The following is a 16331-nucleotide window of genomic DNA, read 5'->3' on the forward strand; positions in this document are numbered from 1 at the left end:
GCCGCGCCTGGAGACGTCATGATCGCCCTGTCGCTTGCTGAGATCGCCGCCGTCCTCGGGGGTGATCTCCGCCTCGCCGGTTCTGCCACCGCCGACACCGTCATCGACGGTGTCGTGGACACGGACTCGCGCACCATGGCCCCCGGCTCCGTGTTCGTCGCGAAGCCGGGCGCGGAGACGGACGGACACCGGTTCGTCGGCGCTGCGCTCGCTGCGGGGGCAGCGCTCGCGATCGTCGAGCACCCGGTCGACGAGGAGATCACCCAGATCGTCGTCCCTGACGTCATCGTCGCCCTCGCCGATCTCGCCCGCGAGGTCGTCGCCCGCGTTCGCGCAGCCGGAGACCTCAAGATCGTCGGGATCACGGGGTCGAACGGCAAGACGACGACGAAGAACTTCCTCGCCCGCATCCTCTCCGACGAAGGCGAGACGATCGCCCCCATCAACTCGTACAACAACGAGGTGGGCGCGCCCGTCACCATGCTGCGCATCACGTACGGCACGCGGTTCCTCGTCAGCGAGTTCGGAGCCGACGGGCCCGGCAGCATCGCCCGCCTCGCCGGACTCGTCGAGCCGGACGTCGCTGTGGTGCTGATGGTCGGCATGGCGCACGCGGGCGGCTTCGGCGGCATCGAGGCGACGGCCAAGGCCAAGTCCGAGCTCGTCGCCGCCGCGAGGCCCACGGGTACGGCGGTGCTCAACGTCGACGACTCACGCGTCGCGGCGATGGGCGCGCTCGCGACGTCCCGCGGGATGCGGGTCGTCGGCTTCGGTCAGAGCGACGCGGCAGATGTCCAGGCGCACGACCTCGAGGTCACGGCATCCGGCACCTCGTGTGTCATCCAAGCGGCGGGGGAGCGTCTTCCGCTCCGCCTGCAGGTGCTCGGCGCCCACCACGTCGGCAACGCCCTGGCGGCCATCGCCGCCGCGGGCGTTCTCGGGGTGTCGACGGCCGACGCGATCGACCGTCTCGAGACGGTCGAGATCGCGGAGCGCTGGCGTATGCAGCCCATGGGCAGCGACCGCGTGCGCATCATCAACGACGCCTACAACGCCAGCCCGGACTCGATGGCCGCAGCCCTGCGGACTCTCGCGCAGATCACCGGTCCCGGCGAGCGGACGGTCGCCGTGCTCGGCGCTATGAGCGAGCTCGGCGAGACCGCGGGCGAGGAGCACGACCGGATCGGTCTGCTCGCCGTGCGTCTGAACATCCAGCGCATCGTCGTCGTCGGCCCCGAGGCCCGCCGCCTCTTCATCTCCGCGATCGGCGAAGGATCCTGGGACAGCGAGGCCGTGTTCTTCGCGGACCAGGATGCCGCGTTCGAGTACCTGCGCTCCGAACTCCGCGACGGCGACCGGGTGCTCGTGAAGTCCTCCAATTCCGTAGGGCTCCGGCACCTCGGCGATCGTCTGGGAGAATTGTTCTCGTGAGATCTCTCATCATGGCGGCGGCCATATCGCTCGCCTTCACTCTTTTTCTTACTCCCGTCTTCCTCCGGCTCTTCCGGAAGTGGGGCTGGGGCCAGGTCATCCGCACCCCGGAGGCCATCGAGAACCCGAACCACGAAGCCAAACGTGGCACGCCGACCATGGGCGGCGTCATCTTCATCGTCGGCACGATGGTCGGCTACTTCACGGCCACGTACGTCGGAGGCGGAACTCCCGCGCTGTCCGCGCTTCTCGTGATCTGGCTCATGGTCGGCTTCGGGGCAGTGGGCTTCATCGACGACTACATGAAGGTGCGCAGTCAGCGCAGCCTCGGGCTCTCGGGGTGGCGCAAGATCATCGGGCAGCTCGTCGTGATGATCCCGTTCGGCATCGTCGCGCTGAACTTCCCGAACGCCTTCGATCAGACTCCGGCATCCGGCTCGATCTCGCTCTTCCGCGACATCCCATGGTTGAACCTGTTCGCGTTCACCGCGATCCTCGGCTGGGCGCTCTATCTGCTGTGGATCTCGATCATCGGCGTCGCGACCTCGAACAGCGTCAACCTCACCGACGGGCTCGACGGTCTCGCAGCCGGCGCCGGGGTCATCGTCGTGGGGGCTTACAGCCTGATCGCGTTCTGGCAGTTCAAGCAGTCGTGCGTGGGCGAGGGGGTCGAGACCGCCGCGCTCGGCGGATGCTACGAGGTCCGCGACCCGTTCAGCCTGGCGATCATCGCGGCCTCCTTCGCCTCGAGCCTGATCGGCTTCCTGTGGTGGAATGCTCCCAAGGCGAAGGTCTTCATGGGCGATGTCGGCTCGATGGCGATCGGAGGCGTCATCACCGCGATGGCGATCCTCACCCGCACCGAGCTGCTGCTGTTCGTGATCGCCGGCGTCTTCGTCCTCGCCTCCGGATCGGTGATCCTGCAGCGCGCCTACTTCAAGATCACGCGCGGAAAGCGACTCTTCCTGATGAGTCCGTTCCACCATCATCTCGAGATGCGCGGATGGTCCGAGGTCACGATCGTGGTCCGCATGTGGATCATCGCGGGCCTGCTCGCGATCTCGGCGGTCGGACTCTTCTACGTGGAGTGGCTGACTCGTGTCGACTGACGAGAGGCTCGCGACGCTGACCAGCTGGAACGCCGACTGGTCGGGCCTGCGCGTCGCCGTTCTCGGACTGTCCATGACCGGGTTCTCGGTGGCGGACACGCTCACCGAACTCGGTGCGGACGTCCTGGTGCTGACCGAGTCGGCGGAGGAGGAGTATGCCAAGCTCCTGCCCGTGATCGGTGCTCGTCTGGAGCTGGGAACGCTGGACCGGGTCCCTGAAGCTCTGACCGAGTTCGCGCCGGAGGTCATCATCGCCTCGCCGGGATTCCCTCCCTCGCACACCGTGATCCGCTGGGCGCGAGATGCCGGCATCGCGCTCTGGGGCGATGTCGAACTCGCCTGGCGCCTGCGCGACAAGGTGGCCCGCGCCGACGGCTCCCCGGCCGACTGGGTGCTCATCACGGGCACCAACGGCAAGACGACGACGACGCAGCTGACCGCGTCGCTCCTCGTCGAGGGAGGTCTGCGTGCGGCGCCGTGCGGCAACATCGGCGTGCCCGTTCTCGATGCGGTCCGCGACCCCGCCGGTTTCGACGTGCTCGTCGTCGAGCTCTCCAGCCACCAGCTCTGGTACCTCGGACTCTCCGAGACCGAAGGCGAGCTGTATCCGCACGCCTCGGTGTGCCTGAACCTCGCGGACGACCACCTGGTGTGGCACGGCAGTGCGCAGGCGTACCGCGATGCGAAGGCCCTGGTGTACCGCAACACGAGAGTCGCCTGCGTCTATAACAAGGCCGACGAGGCGACCAGGCTCATGGTCGAGGACGCCGAGGTGGTCGAGGGTGCCCGCGCGATCGGATTCGATCTCGGCATCCCCGGCCCCAGCGATGTCGGCGTGGTGGAGGGGCTGCTCGTCGATCGTGCGTTCTTGGACGACCGGGCCAGCAGCGCACTCGAGCTCACGACCGTCGCCGACCTGCGAGAAGCCGGCCTGGCCGCCCCGCACATCGTGCAGAACATCCTGGCGGCGAGTGCGCTCGCTCGCTCTCTGGGCGTCGAGCCGCGCGCCATCCACTCGGCTCTGCAGTCGTTCCGTCTCGACGAGCATCGGATCCAGGTCATCGCCCGCCATCGCGGCATCACCTGGGTCGACGACTCCAAGGCCACCAACCCGCACGCTGCCGCGTCATCGCTCCGCGCATACCCTGGTGCGGTCTGGGTGGTCGGCGGCGACCTGAAGGGCGTCGACATCGGCGAGCTGGTCGCCACGGCCGGGATTACCGCCCGGGCGGCAGTCGTCATCGGAGTCCAGCGCTCAGCCGTCGTCGCCGCATTCGAGCGACACGCGCCGGGGGTTCCGGTGTTCGAGGTGGATGCTGGCGAGACTGGTCAGGTCATGAATCGCGTCGTGGAGATCGCCGCGGGAATCGTCGATGGCGAGGGAACAGTCCTGCTGGCCCCCGCCGCCGCGTCCTTCGATCAGTTCTCCAGTTACGCGGATCGAGGACACCGCTTCGCCGAAGCGGTGCGGGACTGGATAGACCGGGGGAGCACCGATGACGCAGGTCGAACGCCCCCCGCGCTCTGATCCCGGCAGCACCGGCTCCCGCGGTCTCGCGGCGAGAGTGTCGCTCGGGCGTCGTTTCACCCCCGTGTCGACCGAGTTCCTGATGATCGCATCGGCGGCGCTGATGCTGACGATCTTCGGCCTCGTGATGGTGCTCTCGGCGACGAGCGCGACCGCGGTCTCGAAGGGCGAGAATCCGATGGACGGCGCGCTTCGGCAGGGCATCTTCGCCGTGCTCGGCGTGCCGCTGATGTTCCTGATCTCCCGACTCCCGATCACGTTCCTCAAACGCATGGCGTGGCCGGCACTGTTCGGTTCCATCGCGCTCCAGCTGCTGGTCTTCACCCCGCTCGGCATCGAGGACGGCGGAAACCGCAACTGGATCATGATCGCCGGGTTCACCCTGCAGCCGTCGGAGTTCCTCAAGCTCGCCCTCGCGCTGTGGATCGGCTACGTCCTGATGCGCAAGCAGACCATGCTCGGCACCTGGCATCAGGTCTTCATCCCCGTGGTGCCCGTGGGAGCCCTGGCGATCGGGACGGTGATCGCAGGCAAGGACCTCGGCACCGCGATGGTGCTGGTCATCATCCTGCTCGGCTGCCTCTTCTTCTCGGGGGTGAAGCTCCGGCTGTTCATCCTGCCGGTGCTGCTCGGCGTCGTCGCCGTCATCGCGCTGGCCGTCACGAGCCCTGACCGCATGCGTCGCATCACGGCGACGTGCTCCGACATGTCGGCGTACACCGGCGACTGCTACCAGTCGATCCACGGGATCTGGGGAATGGCGTCGGGAGGAATCTTCGGCGTGGGGCTCGGCAACTCGCAGGAGAAGTACGGCTGGCTGCCCGCCGCCGGCAACGACTTCATCTTCGCCATCGTCGGCGAAGAGCTCGGCCTGATCGGCTGCATCGTCGTGCTGGCCCTCTTCACGCTGTTCACCATCGGTGCCTTCCACATCATCCGCAAGACCGCCGATCCGTTCATCCGGGTCGCGGCCGGCGGGATCACCGTCTGGATCACCGGTCAGGCCGTGTTCAACATCGGCGTCGTGATCGGACTGTTCCCCGTCATGGGAGTGCCGCTGCCGTTCATGTCGCAGGGAGGAACGGCTCTCCTCGCCGTGCTCATCGCGTGCGGAGTGCTGCTGTCGTTCGCGCGCACCATCCCCGTCGCCGAGGGTCGTTCGGTGGCACGGACTCCTTCAGCAGGGCGGGGTAAGGTCACACGGTGACCACGTACCTTCTCGCCGGCGGTGGAACCGCCGGTCACGTCAACCCCCTGCTCGCCGTCGCCGATGCGCTGCGCGCCAGGGACGCCGATGCCTCGATCCTGGTGCTCGGAACGGCCGAGGGGCTCGAGTCCCGACTCGTGCCGGCTCGAGGGTATGAGCTCCTCATCGTCGACAAGGTGCCGTTCCCGCGTCGGCCCGACAAGCAGGCCGCGTTGTTCCCCGCCAGATTCCGCCGCGCCGTCGCCCAGGTGCGCGATCACATCCGCGCTCACCGCGTCGACGTCGTCGTGGGCTTCGGCGGCTATGCCTCCGCCCCGGCCTACGTGGCAGCAGGCCGTGAGCGCGTGCCGTTCGTCGTGCACGAGGCCAACGCGAAGCCGGGCCTCGCGAACGTGCTGGGTGCTCGACGCGCCGCGGCCACGGGAGTCGCATTCGCCGGAACCCCCCTGCGCGGCGGCGAGGTGGTCGGCATGCCGCTGCGTCGAGAGGTCATCGAGCTCGACCGCGCGGCCTCTCGCGATGAGGCCGCCGCGCACTTCGGGCTCGACCCGGCGCGCCCGGTCCTTCTCGTCTTCGGCGGGTCGCTGGGGGCCCAGAGGCTGAACGAGGCCATCGCAGACTCCTGGGGCGACATCCTGGCCGCCGACTGGCAGTTGCTGCACGTCACGGGCGAACGCAGTGATCTGGCCGACCCCGAGGTGCCGGGATACACCATGCGCCGATACGTCGACCGGATGGACCTCGCCTTCGCGCTCGCCGACCTCATCGTCTCCCGTTCCGGCGCAGCCACCGTGAGCGAGATCAGCGCCCTGGGGATCCCCGCGCTGTACGTGCCGTACTCCGTCGGCAACGGGGAGCAGCGGCTGAACGCGGCGTCCGCCGTGGCAGCCGGGGCCGCTCGTCTTCTCGACGACGCCACCTTCGACGGCGACGCGGTGCGCCGCCTCGTGATCCCCGTCATGAACGATCCGCAGCAGCTCACGGCCATGCAGTCCGCCGCCGAGCAGGTGGGCACCCGCACCGGCACGGAGAACGTCGTCGCACTCGTGGATCGCGCCCTCCGGTCCTCCTGATCCCACCGTCGACACGGCTCCTCGACGCCGAATCGTCCTCACCGAAAAGTAGACTGAAACCGACATGATCAGACCTGACCTCTCCCTCCCGATCCCCGAGTCGATCTCCTCCGCGCACTTCATCGGCATCGGCGGATCCGGCATGAGCGGCCTCGCCAAGATGTTCCTCGACGCGGGGATCCGCGTCTCGGGAAGCGATCGAGCCGACAGCGACAACCTGCGCGCACTCGCGGCCGCCGGAGCGGATGTGCACGTCGGGCACGACGCGGCGCATCTCGGCGATGCCGACACGGTCGTCCACACCGGAGCGATCTGGCCGGAGAACCCCGAGTTCGTCACGGCGAAGCAGCGCGGGCTGCACGTGATCCACCGCTCGCAGGCCTTGCACTGGCTGATCGGATCGCGTCGACTGGTCTCCGTGGCCGGCGCGCACGGCAAGACGACGTCGACGGGCATGATCGTGACCGCGCTGCAGCAGCTCGGAGCCGACCCGAACTTCGTCAACGGCGGCGTGATCGAGCAGCTCGGCGTCTCGAGCGCCACCGGATCGGGTGAGCTCTTCGTGATCGAGGCGGATGAGTCCGATGGCACGTTCCTGCTCTACGACACGGCTGTCGCGCTGATCACCAATGTCGACCCCGATCACCTCGACCACTACGGGTCCGACGACGCGTTCCACGACGCGTTCGTGCGGTTCGCCGACGCGGCCACGGAGGCGGTCGTGATCTCCAGCGACGACGCCGGCGCCCTGCGAGTGGGAGCGGGGCTCTCGCACCCGAACGTCGTGACGTTCGGGCAGGCGGAGGACGCCGATGTCAGGGTGACCGACATCGTGGCGGCCGGGCCCGTCTCGGCCACCGTGAGCACCGGAGCCGAGAGCGTGCGCCTCCAGCTCGCCGTGCCCGGCGTGCACAACGCCATCAACGCGGCAGGCGCCATCGCGGTCCTCCTCTCGGTGGGCTTCGGCCTGACCGAGTCCGCCAAGGCCGTCGAGGGCTTCGCCGGCACGGTCCGCCGCCTCGAGCAGCACGGCGTCGAGCGCGGCGTCACCGTCTACGACGACTACTCCCATCACCCGACCGAGGTGCGGGCGGCTCTCGAGGCGATGCGATCGATCGCCGGCACGGGCAGGATCATCGCGATCCAGCAGCCCCACACCTACTCGCGAACGCGGCACATGTTCCGCGAGTTCGCGGACGTGCTGGAGACGTATGCAGACCACACGGTCGTGCTCGACGTCTACGGTGCTCGCGAGGATCCGGTCCCGGGCGTCACGGGAGAGCTCGTGAGCGGGGCGTTCCACGACCCGTCGCACGTCCACTTCGTCGCCGACTGGCAGCAGGCAGCCGATTACACGGCGTCCGTCGCTCGCGACGGCGATTTCGTCATCACGCTCGGCTGCGGCAACGTCTACCAGATCATCCCGCAGGTGCTCGAGTCTCTGCGGACCACCGAGGTCTGACGCATGCGTCGTCCGCCTCCGCTTCCCACGCCTCCCGCGGGCACCGCGGAGGACACGCCCAGGCGACGGGAGGGTCCGGCGACGCGAGGGCGCGCGCGGGACGTCGAGCAGGACGAACGCACAGGTCCGCAGGCCGCGGCGGTCGGCCTCGACTCCGACGTCCGTGCGGACATCGACGGGGATGCCGGGGTGCGGCCGACATCGACGCGGGACGTCTGGCGGGCGGCGCGAGCGAGACGCAAGGCGCTGCGGGCCGAGATCCGACGGTTCACGCAGCGCTCCCGACGGCGTCGCATCATCTGGCTGAGCGCGGTCGGTGCTGTCGTCCTGCTGATCGGTGGCACCACCGCCGCGGCGTACAGCCCGCTGTTCGCCGTGGAGAAGATCACGGTCGTGGGCGCGACGACGCTGGATGCCGCGGCGGTGGAGGCCGCCCTCGGCGAGCAGGTGGGCACCCCCTTGGCGCTGGTCGACTCGAGCGAGGTCAAGGCCGCGCTGCTGGGATTCCCGCTGATCGAGACCTATGCGCTCGAGGCGAAGCCGCCGCACGATCTCACGGTGCGGATCGTCGAGCGCACGCCGGTCGGCGTGATCCGCTCGGATGCGGGCTATACGCTCGTCGACGCCGCGGGCGTCGCGCTGGCGACGACCTCCGATCAGCCGGCGGGACAGCCGGTGCTCGACATCGACGGCGGCACCGACTCGGTCGCGTTCGAGAGTGCGGGTCTCGTGGTGCGCTCGGTGCCCGCCGATCTGCGCGCGCTGCTGACCGGAGTGCAGGCCACGACAGCTGATGACGTGACGTTGACGCTCAGCAGCGGGCTGACGGTCGTCTGGGGCAGCTCGGATGACTCCCCGATGAAGAGCGAAGTGCTCACGAAGACGCTGCTCAGCAATCCTGAGGCGTCGACGATCGATGTCACATCGCCGCATGCGGTGGTCGTGGGCTGAGGTTTCGACGGCAAACGGGCGACACGCCCGTGTCGCTGCGTGTGCGCGGGGACGTGACGCTTACCTTCGAACAAGAGAAACCAATACCGGGAAATACTTTACACCTCTAGTTGAGGTTTAAGGTTCGGCCCGCGGAATCTCACCCCAGACAGGCTCGACTATTCGGAGGCCGGCCATGAGCCAGAACCAGAACTACCTCGCCGTGATCAAGGTCGTCGGCGTCGGCGGTGGCGGCGTCAACGCCGTCAACCGCATGATCGATCTCGGGCTCCGCGGAGTCGAGTTCATCGCAGTGAACACCGACGCGCAGGCGCTGCTCATGAGCGATGCCGACGTCAAGCTCGATGTCGGTCGCGAGCTCACTCGCGGACTCGGTGCCGGCGCTGACCCCGAGGTCGGCCGTCGCGCCGCCGAGGATCACGCCGAGGAGATCGAGCAGGCGCTCACCGGTGCCGACATGGTCTTCGTGACCGCCGGCGAGGGCGGTGGAACGGGAACGGGTGGAGCCCCCGTCGTCGCGCGCATCGCGAAGTCGATCGGTGCACTGACCATCGGCGTCGTGACGAAGCCCTTCTCGTTCGAAGGCCGTCGTCGTCAGAGCCAGGCTGAAGCCGGTGTGGTGAAGCTGAAGGAAGAAGTCGACACCCTCATCGTGGTGCCGAACGACCGTCTGCTCGAGATCAGCGATCGCGGCATCTCGATGATCGAGGCCTTCGCGACCGCAGACCAGGTGCTCCTCGCCGGTGTCCAGGGCATCACCGACCTCATCACGACTCCCGGTCTCATCAACCTCGACTTCGCCGACGTCAAGTCGGTCATGCAGGGCGCCGGTTCGGCACTGATGGGAATCGGATCGGCACGCGGTGCCGACCGTGCCATCAAGGCCGCCGAACTCGCGGTCGAGTCGCCGCTCCTCGAGGCCAGCATCGAGGGTGCTCACGGAGTCCTGCTCTCGATCCAGGGTGGTTCGAACCTCGGCATCTTCGAGATCCACGACGCTGCGGACCTCGTGAAGGAAGCCGCGCACCCCGAGGCCAACATCATCTTCGGTACGGTCATCGACGACACGCTCGGCGACGAGGTGCGTGTCACCGTGATCGCGGCCGGCTTCGACAGCGGTGAGCCTTCGCTGCGCCTCGACCCCATGGTCGTCTCGCGGCCCGCCGCGGCCAGCACGCTGCCCGAGGTGGCGCTCTCGAACGACGAGGAGAGCAAGCCCGCTGCCGAGGCGCCCGCGCCCGAGAAGCCGCAGCAGCGCGTCCCGGCGACGAGCATCGAGCCTGCTTTCGCGGACGACGACATCGACATCCCCGAATTCCTGAAGTGACGCAGGCGCAGGGCCAGGCCGGGTCCGGTCTGGCAGCGCGGCTGTCGGCGATCGATCATCGGATCGCCGACGCCGCGCGCCTGGCCGGCAGGGACCCGGCGGAGATCTCCCGCATCGTCGTGACCAAGTTCCACCCGTCGTCGCTCGTTCGCGAGCTGCACGCGATGGGTGTGCGCGACGTGGGGGAGAACCGCCAGCAGGAGCTCTCGTCGAAGACCGCCGAGCTGACGGACCTCGACCTCCGGTGGCACTTCATCGGGCAGGCGCAGACCAATAAGGCCGGTGCGATCCGCCGCAGCGCGGATGCCGTGCACTCGGTAGACCGCGACCGGCTGGCCGACGCACTGCATCGGGCGGCCGACGGGGATGACCTTCTCGACGTGCTCGTGCAGGTCAATCTCACCGATGATCACGGACGCGGCGGCGTCGCGCCCGCCGAGGCGGCCTCTCTCGCCGAGCACATCATGACGCTGCCCTCGCTGCGGCTTCGCGGTGTGATGGCGGTCGCGCCGCTCGATGAGGAACCCGCTTCCGCGTTCGCGCGCCTGCACTCGATCGCAGAGAGCGTGCGCGCCGTCGAGCCGTCGGCGACCTGGATGTCCGCAGGGATGACGGGCGATTTCGTCGAGGCCATCGAGGCCGGCGCGACACACCTGCGGATCGGCTCCGCAATCACGGGACCCCGCCCCGACCGGGGTTAACCTGTGAACAGACCAACCCGACACGTTCGAACCGGAGGACACGATGGGTAACCCGCTGAAGAAGACCATGGTGTATCTCGGCCTCGCTGACGAGGAAGAGGTCTACGAGGAGGAGCCGACCCCGGCCCGCTCGCACCGCGAGCGCGAACGCGAGGAGCCCGCTCCCGCGCCCGTGACCCCGCTACGGCGCCCCGTCGCCGTGCGCCAGCCCGCAGGAGGGGCAGTGAACGAGATCCTCACCGTGCACCCGAAGCAGTATCGCGATGCTCAGCTCATCGCGGAGAGCTTCCGCGAAGGTGTGCCGGTCATCATCAATCTCTCGCAGATGAGCGACGCAGACGCCCGCCGTCTGATCGATTTCGCCTCCGGACTCTCGCTCGGCCTGTACGGCCGCATCGAGCGGGTCACGTCGAAGGTCTTCCTCCTGTCGCCGGAGAACATCGCGGTCTCGGGTCACGGGGGAATCGCGCACGCGGACGCCGAGTCCGCGGGCTTCGACCAGTCGTAGACCGTGGGGTTCGTCGTCTCCATCGTCGCCAGCATCGTACATCTGGCTCTGCTGCTGTACCTACTGGTGCTCTTCGCCCGACTCATTCTCAGCTACATCCCGATGTTCAATCGGGAGTGGCGACCGAAGGGTGCCGGACTCGTCGCGGCTGAGCTCGTCTACACGGTGACCGATCCGCCCGTCCGGTTCTTCCGGCGGATCATCCCTCCTCTGCGAATCGGCTCGCTCTCTCTGGATTTCGGCTTCTCGATCACCATCCTGATCGTGCTGATCCTGATGAGTGTCGTCCGAAGCTTCATCTGAGACCCCTGGGACTTCGGCGCTCTGGAGTGTCGCGGGATCGCGACTGACAGGCTCGGGGACTATGCTTGGCTCCCAGGTGCGCGCCCCGGGTTCGCGCCGAATCTCGACCACGCCATTCCAAACTGGCAACCGAACTCATCGAAGGAGCCACCATGGCACTTACCCCGGATGACGTCGTCACCAAGCAGTTCCAGCACGTCCGCTTCAAGGACGGCTTCGACCCGGACGAGGTCGACGACTTCCTCGACGAGATCGTCATCGAGTGGCGCAAGGCCCTCGAAGAGAACGTCGAACTCAAGGCCAAGCTGGCCGCGTACGAGTCCGGCGATGCACCGGCCGCTCCCGCAGCCGCTGCAGAGGCACCCGCCGCCGTGGTCGAAGAGGCTCCTGCGCCTGCTGCTGCCGCTCCCGCGGAGCCCGCTCCGTCGGGTTCGGCGACTGCGACCGCCGGCATCATCGAGCTCGCTCAGCGCCTTCACGACGAGCACGTCGCCGAGGGTGAGGCCAAGCGCGCCCAGCTCATCGCCGAGGCCGAAGGCGAGGTCAACCGCATCCGCACGGAGGCCGAGGCCAAGCAGCGCGAAGAGTCGGCTCGTCTCGAGCGCGAGCGCAACGCCCTCGAGGCCCGGATCACCGAGCTCCGCAACTTCGAGCGCGATTACCGCTCGCAGCTGCGCGGCTACATCGAGGGTCAGCTCCGCGATCTCGACGAGAAGTCGGCGTCGACGGACTCGACTCCGGTTTCCGCGATCGGACTGTAGGTCGTCCTTTTGCCAGGACGCCGTCCCCTTCGTCGGTCGGCGGCCGGCGCGATAGTTGCGGTTCTCGCAGCGATCGTGCTGGCCGCCGATCAGTTTGTGAAGTACCTCACGACCGAGAACCTGCCGCTCCAGCAGCCGGTGCCGGTGCTCGGTGAGTTCCTTCAGCTGTACTACGTGCGCAACCCCGGCGCAGCGTTCTCGCTCGGATCCGATGTCACATGGATCTTCACCATCGCTCTGGCGGTGGTGGCCGGTGTGATCGTGTGGAAGGCCCTGGGTCTTCAGTCACGCCTCTGGGCCGTCGTCCTGGGCTGCCTGCTCGGTGGAGTGCTCGGAAACCTCACCGATCGTCTCTTCCGCGATCCTGGTTTCCCCATGGGGCACGTGGTCGACATGATCTCGATGCCGTGGATGATGCCGGCGATCTTCAACGTCGCCGACATCTTCATCGTCACCGGGATGATCTCGGTCGCGCTGCTCGTCGTGCTGGGACTCCGCTTCGACGGCACCCGGGAGCGTGACCACGCTCCTGTGGAGACCGATGACGAAGCCGAGGCTGCCGCGTTGGCCGAGGAGACCGGAGGCGAGACCTCTCGCCCGGGTACCGCCTCTCCGGATGCCGCCGCCGCGGACGGACGCTGAGCATGGAATTCCGCACCCTCCCCGTTCCTGACGGGCTGGACGGGACGCGCGTCGACGCGGCACTCGCGAAGATGCTGGGCTTCTCGCGCACCTTCGCCGCCGAGGTCGCCTCGGCGGGCGGCGTGCGCGTCGACGGGGTGACGCTCGACAAGTCCGATCGCCTGCGCGGCGGAGGGTGGCTCGAGGTGGAGTGGCAGCCGAAGGAGGAGCCGCGGATCATCCCGATCGCGGTTCCGGAACTCGGAATCGTCTACGACGATGACGACATCGTCGTGGTCGACAAGCCCACGGGCGTCGCCGCTCATCCCTCGCTCGGATGGGAGGGGCCGACCGTCGTCGGCGCTCTCGCAGCGGCGGGGTTCCGGGTCGCCACGAGTGGCGCTCCGGAGCGGCAGGGGATCGTGCATCGTCTGGATGTCGGCACCAGCGGGCTCATGGTCGTCGCCAAGAGCGAGACGGCGTACTCGTCGCTGAAGCACGCGTTCAAGGAGCGCACGGTGGAGAAGATCTATCACGCCGTCGTCCAGGGGCACCCCGACCCGCTGACGGGGACGATCGATGCTCCGATCGGCCGGCATCCGAATCACTCCTGGAAGTTCGCCGTCGTTCCCGACGGCAAACCGTCGGTGACCCACTATGAGACCCTCGAGGCCTTCCCGGGAGCCTCGCTGCTCGAGATCCATCTCGAGACCGGACGCACGCACCAGATCCGCGTGCACATGGCGGCCCTGCGGCACCCGTGCGCGGGCGACCCGCTCTACGGAGCAGATCCGACGCTGTCGGCACGGCTCGGACTCACCCGACAGTGGCTGCACGCGCACAAGCTCGCCTTCACCCATCCGGCGACGGGGGAGTGGGTGCAGTTCGAGTCGGGGTACCCCGCGGATTTCGAACGTGCCCTGGAGATCCTGCGCGGCGAGTGAATCGACGCCGTCGATGTCGGCGGTGTGGGTCAGACTGAGCCCATGAGCATCGAGGTGCGACCCGCTACCGACTTCGACGACGTGGCCGCTCTCGTCGGCCCCAAGAAGCCGACGTCGAACGTGTGCTTCTGCCTGAGCTACCGCATCGGCAGCGCCGAGAACAGGGCGCTGCGAGGCGATAAGCGAGCGGAGCGCGTGCGTGAGCTCTGCCACCAGGATCCGCCTCCAGGCGTGATCGCGTACCTCGACGACGAACCCGTGGGCTGGGCGGCGGTGCATCCGCGCAGGGAGACGAGCTTCGCGCGCAACAGACTGATCCCGCATGTCGACGATCTCGATGTGTGGTCGCTCTGGTGCATCCGCGTCCGTCCAGGCCATCGGAAACAGGGCATCTCGCACGCTCTGATCGACGGAGCGGTGGCTCATGCGAAGAAGAGCGGCGCGCCCGCGATCGAGGGGTATCCGGTCGACAACCGTGGCGAGACGGTGAATCTCACGATGGCCTACGTCGGCACGATGGGGCTCTTCGAGAGTGCCGGATTCGCGAAGGCGGCCGATACCGGCTCGACGCTCGACGGCTTCCCGCGGGTGCTCATGCGACTCGATCTGCGAGATCCGCGGAAGAGAGCGAAGAAAGCGTGAACCCGACTGCACGTCAGAGGCAATACATAGTGTGAGCACAGACAGTGAGATCATCCGGCGGTCGCTAAGTCGGCCTGAGGCGTTCGCCGAGCTGTTCGACCGACATGCACGTGCGGTGAACGCGTTCGCGACATATCGGGTGGGTGCCCATGCCGCCGAGGACGTGCTCAGCGAGACCTTTCTCGTCGCCTTCCGCCGTCGAGGGGACTTCGACCTGAGCAAGCACTCAGCCTCTCCCTGGCTGCTCGGAATCGCCTCGCGGCTCATCCGTCGGCACAGAGCCGTCGAGGCACGGCATTGGCGCTCGTTCGCCGCGGTCGTCGGGGAGGACCATACGTCGCTCGGTGGACTCGATGACGCGATGCGGCGCGTGGACGCCGAGCGCGAAGTGCGTGCCCTGCGGCAGAAGATCGCGGCGTTGTCCCCCAAGGATCGGGAGACGCTTCTGCTCTACGCCTGGCAGGGGCTGAGCTACGAAGACATCGCGGAGACTCTCGGTGTGCCTGTGGGCACCGTGCGCTCCCGGTTGAATCGCGTTCGCACGCGACTCGATCCGGCGCGAAAGGCCCGTTCGTTCGAGATGCAGCAGGAAGGAGAAGTCCGTGGACGTGTTTGAGAAGGTTCAGAAGACCAAGCCGGATGTCGATGGTGTGGCCTCGCATCTCGACTCGGCCCGCGCTCGACTGATGAGCGAGATCGCCGCGGGGAAGACCTCGGTGTCCGCTCGCCCTGCCGCACCGAAGCGGCTCGTGGCCGGCGTGCTCGTGGGCGCCGCACTGGCGGCCACGGCGGGCGTGCTGGTGATCACGGGACTCACCGAACAGCCGAAGCCCGTGATCGAGGCCGTTCCGACGCGGGAGCCAGGACAGACGCTGAAGCCGTCGCCGACGCCCGCGCCGACACAGGAGCCGATGACGGCTGCGGGGGCCTTCGGCGCCGCCGCGACTGCGGCTCGGTCCTTCACCGGCCTGACGCTGGCACCGGGACAGTACCTGCGCGTGCACACGCAGTCGGAGCAGATCGTCTATCACCAGCCCGATCCGAACGGCGGGCAATATCAGGCTGATCGGTCGAACGCTCAGAACGCCTGGCGCGGAAGCTCCTCCTGGAACTCCTATGCGCCGGCCGACCCGACGCAGCAGTGGTTCTTCGCCACCGATCAGCCCTGGACGGTGAGCGACACCTTCGGGCCGGACGCCGCGGCGCTCGCCCAGGCGCACAAGGAGGCGATGGCCTCGGGCGGCGATCCGTACTTCTCGAACGGGCCGTCAGCACCCTGGGCCACCCCGGACGGGTACGGGCTCGTGGCGTTCTTCTCGGCGATGCCCACGGACCCGGCGGCGCTCATCGCGTGGATCCGAGAGAATCAGGGGATCGTCGCGGGCGATCAGGACTACAAGGTCGGGTGGGTCCTCATCGAGCTTCTGTCGTACAACATGGGGTCGGGGGCTGAGCGGGCGACGATGTACGACGCCCTCAGCATGCTTCCCGGGTCTGAGATCGTGTCCGCCGATGCGACCTCGGCGACGCTGCGGTTCTCGGCGTCGACAGAGGCTCTGTCGGGTCAGCCAGCGGTTCAGCGGCGCTCGATCACGATCGACACGACCACGGGGCTCGTCACGGAGACGACCGCGGTGCTCGACGTCGCCTCTTCGCTGATCCCCGCCTCCCTGGCAGACGAGAGGCATGTCTTCACCGTGAGCGTCGTGGACTCGCTCCCCTGAAGCGACGCAGGACCCCGGAGCGGCAGGTGCGGCGACGCT

17 protein-coding genes are annotated in these 16331 nt (G+C 67.9%); all 17 read left to right on the forward strand.

Features of this window, described 5'->3' with window-relative positions; genetic code table 11:
* The first annotated feature begins 18 nt into the window (after positions 1–18).
* The 17 genes from ACZZZF_RS00625 (at position 19) to ACZZZF_RS00705 (ending at position 16292) form a co-directional block, all read left to right on the forward strand.
* The gene (locus tag ACZZZF_RS00625) at positions 19–1431 is read left to right on the forward strand and encodes a UDP-N-acetylmuramoyl-tripeptide--D-alanyl-D-alanine ligase (protein WP_463496667.1); all 1413 of its coding nucleotides are present in this window, start codon (positions 19–21) and stop codon (positions 1429–1431) included.
* The gene (gene mraY, locus ACZZZF_RS00630) at positions 1428–2540 is read left to right on the forward strand and encodes a phospho-N-acetylmuramoyl-pentapeptide-transferase (RefSeq protein WP_053096767.1); all 1113 of its coding nucleotides are present in this window, start codon (positions 1428–1430) and stop codon (positions 2538–2540) included. The genes ACZZZF_RS00625 and mraY overlap by 4 nt, the downstream gene beginning before the upstream one ends.
* Positions 2530–4068 carry a UDP-N-acetylmuramoyl-L-alanine--D-glutamate ligase gene (murD, locus tag ACZZZF_RS00635; protein WP_463496669.1) on the forward strand — a complete coding sequence of 513 codons (1539 nt, stop codon included), beginning with the start codon at positions 2530–2532 and terminating at the stop codon, positions 4066–4068. The genes mraY and murD overlap by 11 nt, the downstream gene beginning before the upstream one ends.
* Complete coding sequence (gene ftsW / locus ACZZZF_RS00640) at positions 4037–5275, forward strand: putative lipid II flippase FtsW (RefSeq protein WP_056278959.1); 1239 nt, start codon at positions 4037–4039, stop codon at positions 5273–5275. The genes murD and ftsW overlap by 32 nt, the downstream gene beginning before the upstream one ends.
* Positions 5272–6348: a UDP-N-acetylglucosamine--N-acetylmuramyl-(pentapeptide) pyrophosphoryl-undecaprenol N-acetylglucosamine transferase gene (locus tag ACZZZF_RS00645; RefSeq protein WP_053096761.1), complete on the forward strand. Its 1077-nt coding sequence runs from the start codon at positions 5272–5274 to the stop codon at positions 6346–6348. Before ftsW ends, ACZZZF_RS00645 begins: the two co-directional genes overlap by 4 nt.
* A gap of 64 nt (positions 6349–6412) precedes the next feature.
* Positions 6413–7810: a UDP-N-acetylmuramate--L-alanine ligase gene (gene murC / locus ACZZZF_RS00650; RefSeq protein ID WP_463496671.1), complete on the forward strand. Its 1398-nt coding sequence runs from the start codon at positions 6413–6415 to the stop codon at positions 7808–7810.
* Between the two features lie 3 nt (positions 7811–7813).
* Positions 7814–8761 carry a cell division protein FtsQ/DivIB gene (locus tag ACZZZF_RS00655; protein ID WP_056278957.1) on the forward strand — a complete coding sequence of 316 codons (948 nt, stop codon included), beginning with the start codon at positions 7814–7816 and terminating at the stop codon, positions 8759–8761.
* A 175-nt stretch (positions 8762–8936) separates the two neighbouring features.
* Positions 8937–10088 carry a cell division protein FtsZ gene (gene ftsZ / locus ACZZZF_RS00660; RefSeq protein ID WP_053096755.1) on the forward strand — a complete coding sequence of 384 codons (1152 nt, stop codon included), beginning with the start codon at positions 8937–8939 and terminating at the stop codon, positions 10086–10088.
* Positions 10085–10789 carry a YggS family pyridoxal phosphate-dependent enzyme gene (locus ACZZZF_RS00665; protein WP_463496672.1) on the forward strand — a complete coding sequence of 235 codons (705 nt, stop codon included), beginning with the start codon at positions 10085–10087 and terminating at the stop codon, positions 10787–10789. Before ftsZ ends, ACZZZF_RS00665 begins: the two co-directional genes overlap by 4 nt.
* A 43-nt stretch (positions 10790–10832) precedes the next feature.
* Positions 10833–11297 (forward strand): cell division protein SepF, encoded by a 465-nt coding sequence (locus ACZZZF_RS00670; RefSeq protein ID WP_053096751.1) that lies wholly within the window; start codon positions 10833–10835, stop codon positions 11295–11297.
* 3 nt (positions 11298–11300) lie between these two features.
* Positions 11301–11600, forward strand: coding sequence for a YggT family protein (locus ACZZZF_RS00675; protein ID WP_053096749.1), 300 nt, complete (start codon positions 11301–11303; stop codon positions 11598–11600).
* 152 nt (positions 11601–11752) lie between these two features.
* The gene (locus ACZZZF_RS00680; protein WP_053096747.1) at positions 11753–12361 is read left to right on the forward strand and encodes a DivIVA domain-containing protein; all 609 of its coding nucleotides are present in this window, start codon (positions 11753–11755) and stop codon (positions 12359–12361) included.
* 51 nt (positions 12362–12412) lie between these two features.
* Positions 12413–13003: a signal peptidase II gene (gene lspA / locus ACZZZF_RS00685; protein ID WP_072592313.1), complete on the forward strand. Its 591-nt coding sequence runs from the start codon at positions 12413–12415 to the stop codon at positions 13001–13003.
* Positions 13004–13005: 2 nt separating this feature from the next.
* Positions 13006–13926 (forward strand): RluA family pseudouridine synthase, encoded by a 921-nt coding sequence (locus ACZZZF_RS00690; RefSeq protein ID WP_053096743.1) that lies wholly within the window; start codon positions 13006–13008, stop codon positions 13924–13926.
* Positions 13927–13968: 42 nt separating this feature from the next.
* A complete protein-coding gene (locus tag ACZZZF_RS00695; protein WP_320488747.1) occupies positions 13969–14568 on the forward strand; it encodes a GNAT family N-acetyltransferase in 600 nt (199 codons plus the stop codon).
* Positions 14569–14599: 31 nt separating this feature from the next.
* On the forward strand, positions 14600–15184 hold the full coding sequence (locus ACZZZF_RS00700; RefSeq protein WP_072591451.1) for an RNA polymerase sigma factor: 585 nt from the start codon (positions 14600–14602) through the stop codon (positions 15182–15184).
* On the forward strand, positions 15171–16292 hold the full coding sequence (locus ACZZZF_RS00705) for a hypothetical protein (RefSeq protein WP_463496674.1): 1122 nt from the start codon (positions 15171–15173) through the stop codon (positions 16290–16292). The genes ACZZZF_RS00700 and ACZZZF_RS00705 overlap by 14 nt, the downstream gene beginning before the upstream one ends.
* Positions 16293–16331: the final 39 nt, after the last annotated feature.

This window comes from Microbacterium sp. AC215 (assembly GCF_979258645.1).

What these genes read in the sequence shown, in the direction of transcription:
- ACZZZF_RS00625 (WP_463496667.1), top strand. Translation starts at nt 19, where the DNA reads ATGATCGCCCTGTCGCTTGCTGAGATCGCCGCCGTCCTCGGGGGTGAT.
- ftsW (WP_056278959.1), top strand. Translation starts at nt 4,037, where the DNA reads ATGACGCAGGTCGAACGCCCCCCGCGCTCTGATCCCGGCAGCACCGGC.
- murC (WP_463496671.1), top strand. Translation starts at nt 6,413, where the DNA reads ATGATCAGACCTGACCTCTCCCTCCCGATCCCCGAGTCGATCTCCTCC.
- ACZZZF_RS00655 (WP_056278957.1), top strand. Translation starts at nt 7,814, where the DNA reads ATGCGTCGTCCGCCTCCGCTTCCCACGCCTCCCGCGGGCACCGCGGAG.
- ftsZ (WP_053096755.1), top strand. Translation starts at nt 8,937, where the DNA reads ATGAGCCAGAACCAGAACTACCTCGCCGTGATCAAGGTCGTCGGCGTC.
- ACZZZF_RS00670 (WP_053096751.1), top strand. Translation starts at nt 10,833, where the DNA reads ATGGGTAACCCGCTGAAGAAGACCATGGTGTATCTCGGCCTCGCTGAC.
- ACZZZF_RS00680 (WP_053096747.1), top strand. Translation starts at nt 11,753, where the DNA reads ATGGCACTTACCCCGGATGACGTCGTCACCAAGCAGTTCCAGCACGTC.
- ACZZZF_RS00690 (WP_053096743.1), top strand. Translation starts at nt 13,006, where the DNA reads ATGGAATTCCGCACCCTCCCCGTTCCTGACGGGCTGGACGGGACGCGC.
- ACZZZF_RS00695 (WP_320488747.1), top strand. Translation starts at nt 13,969, where the DNA reads ATGAGCATCGAGGTGCGACCCGCTACCGACTTCGACGACGTGGCCGCT.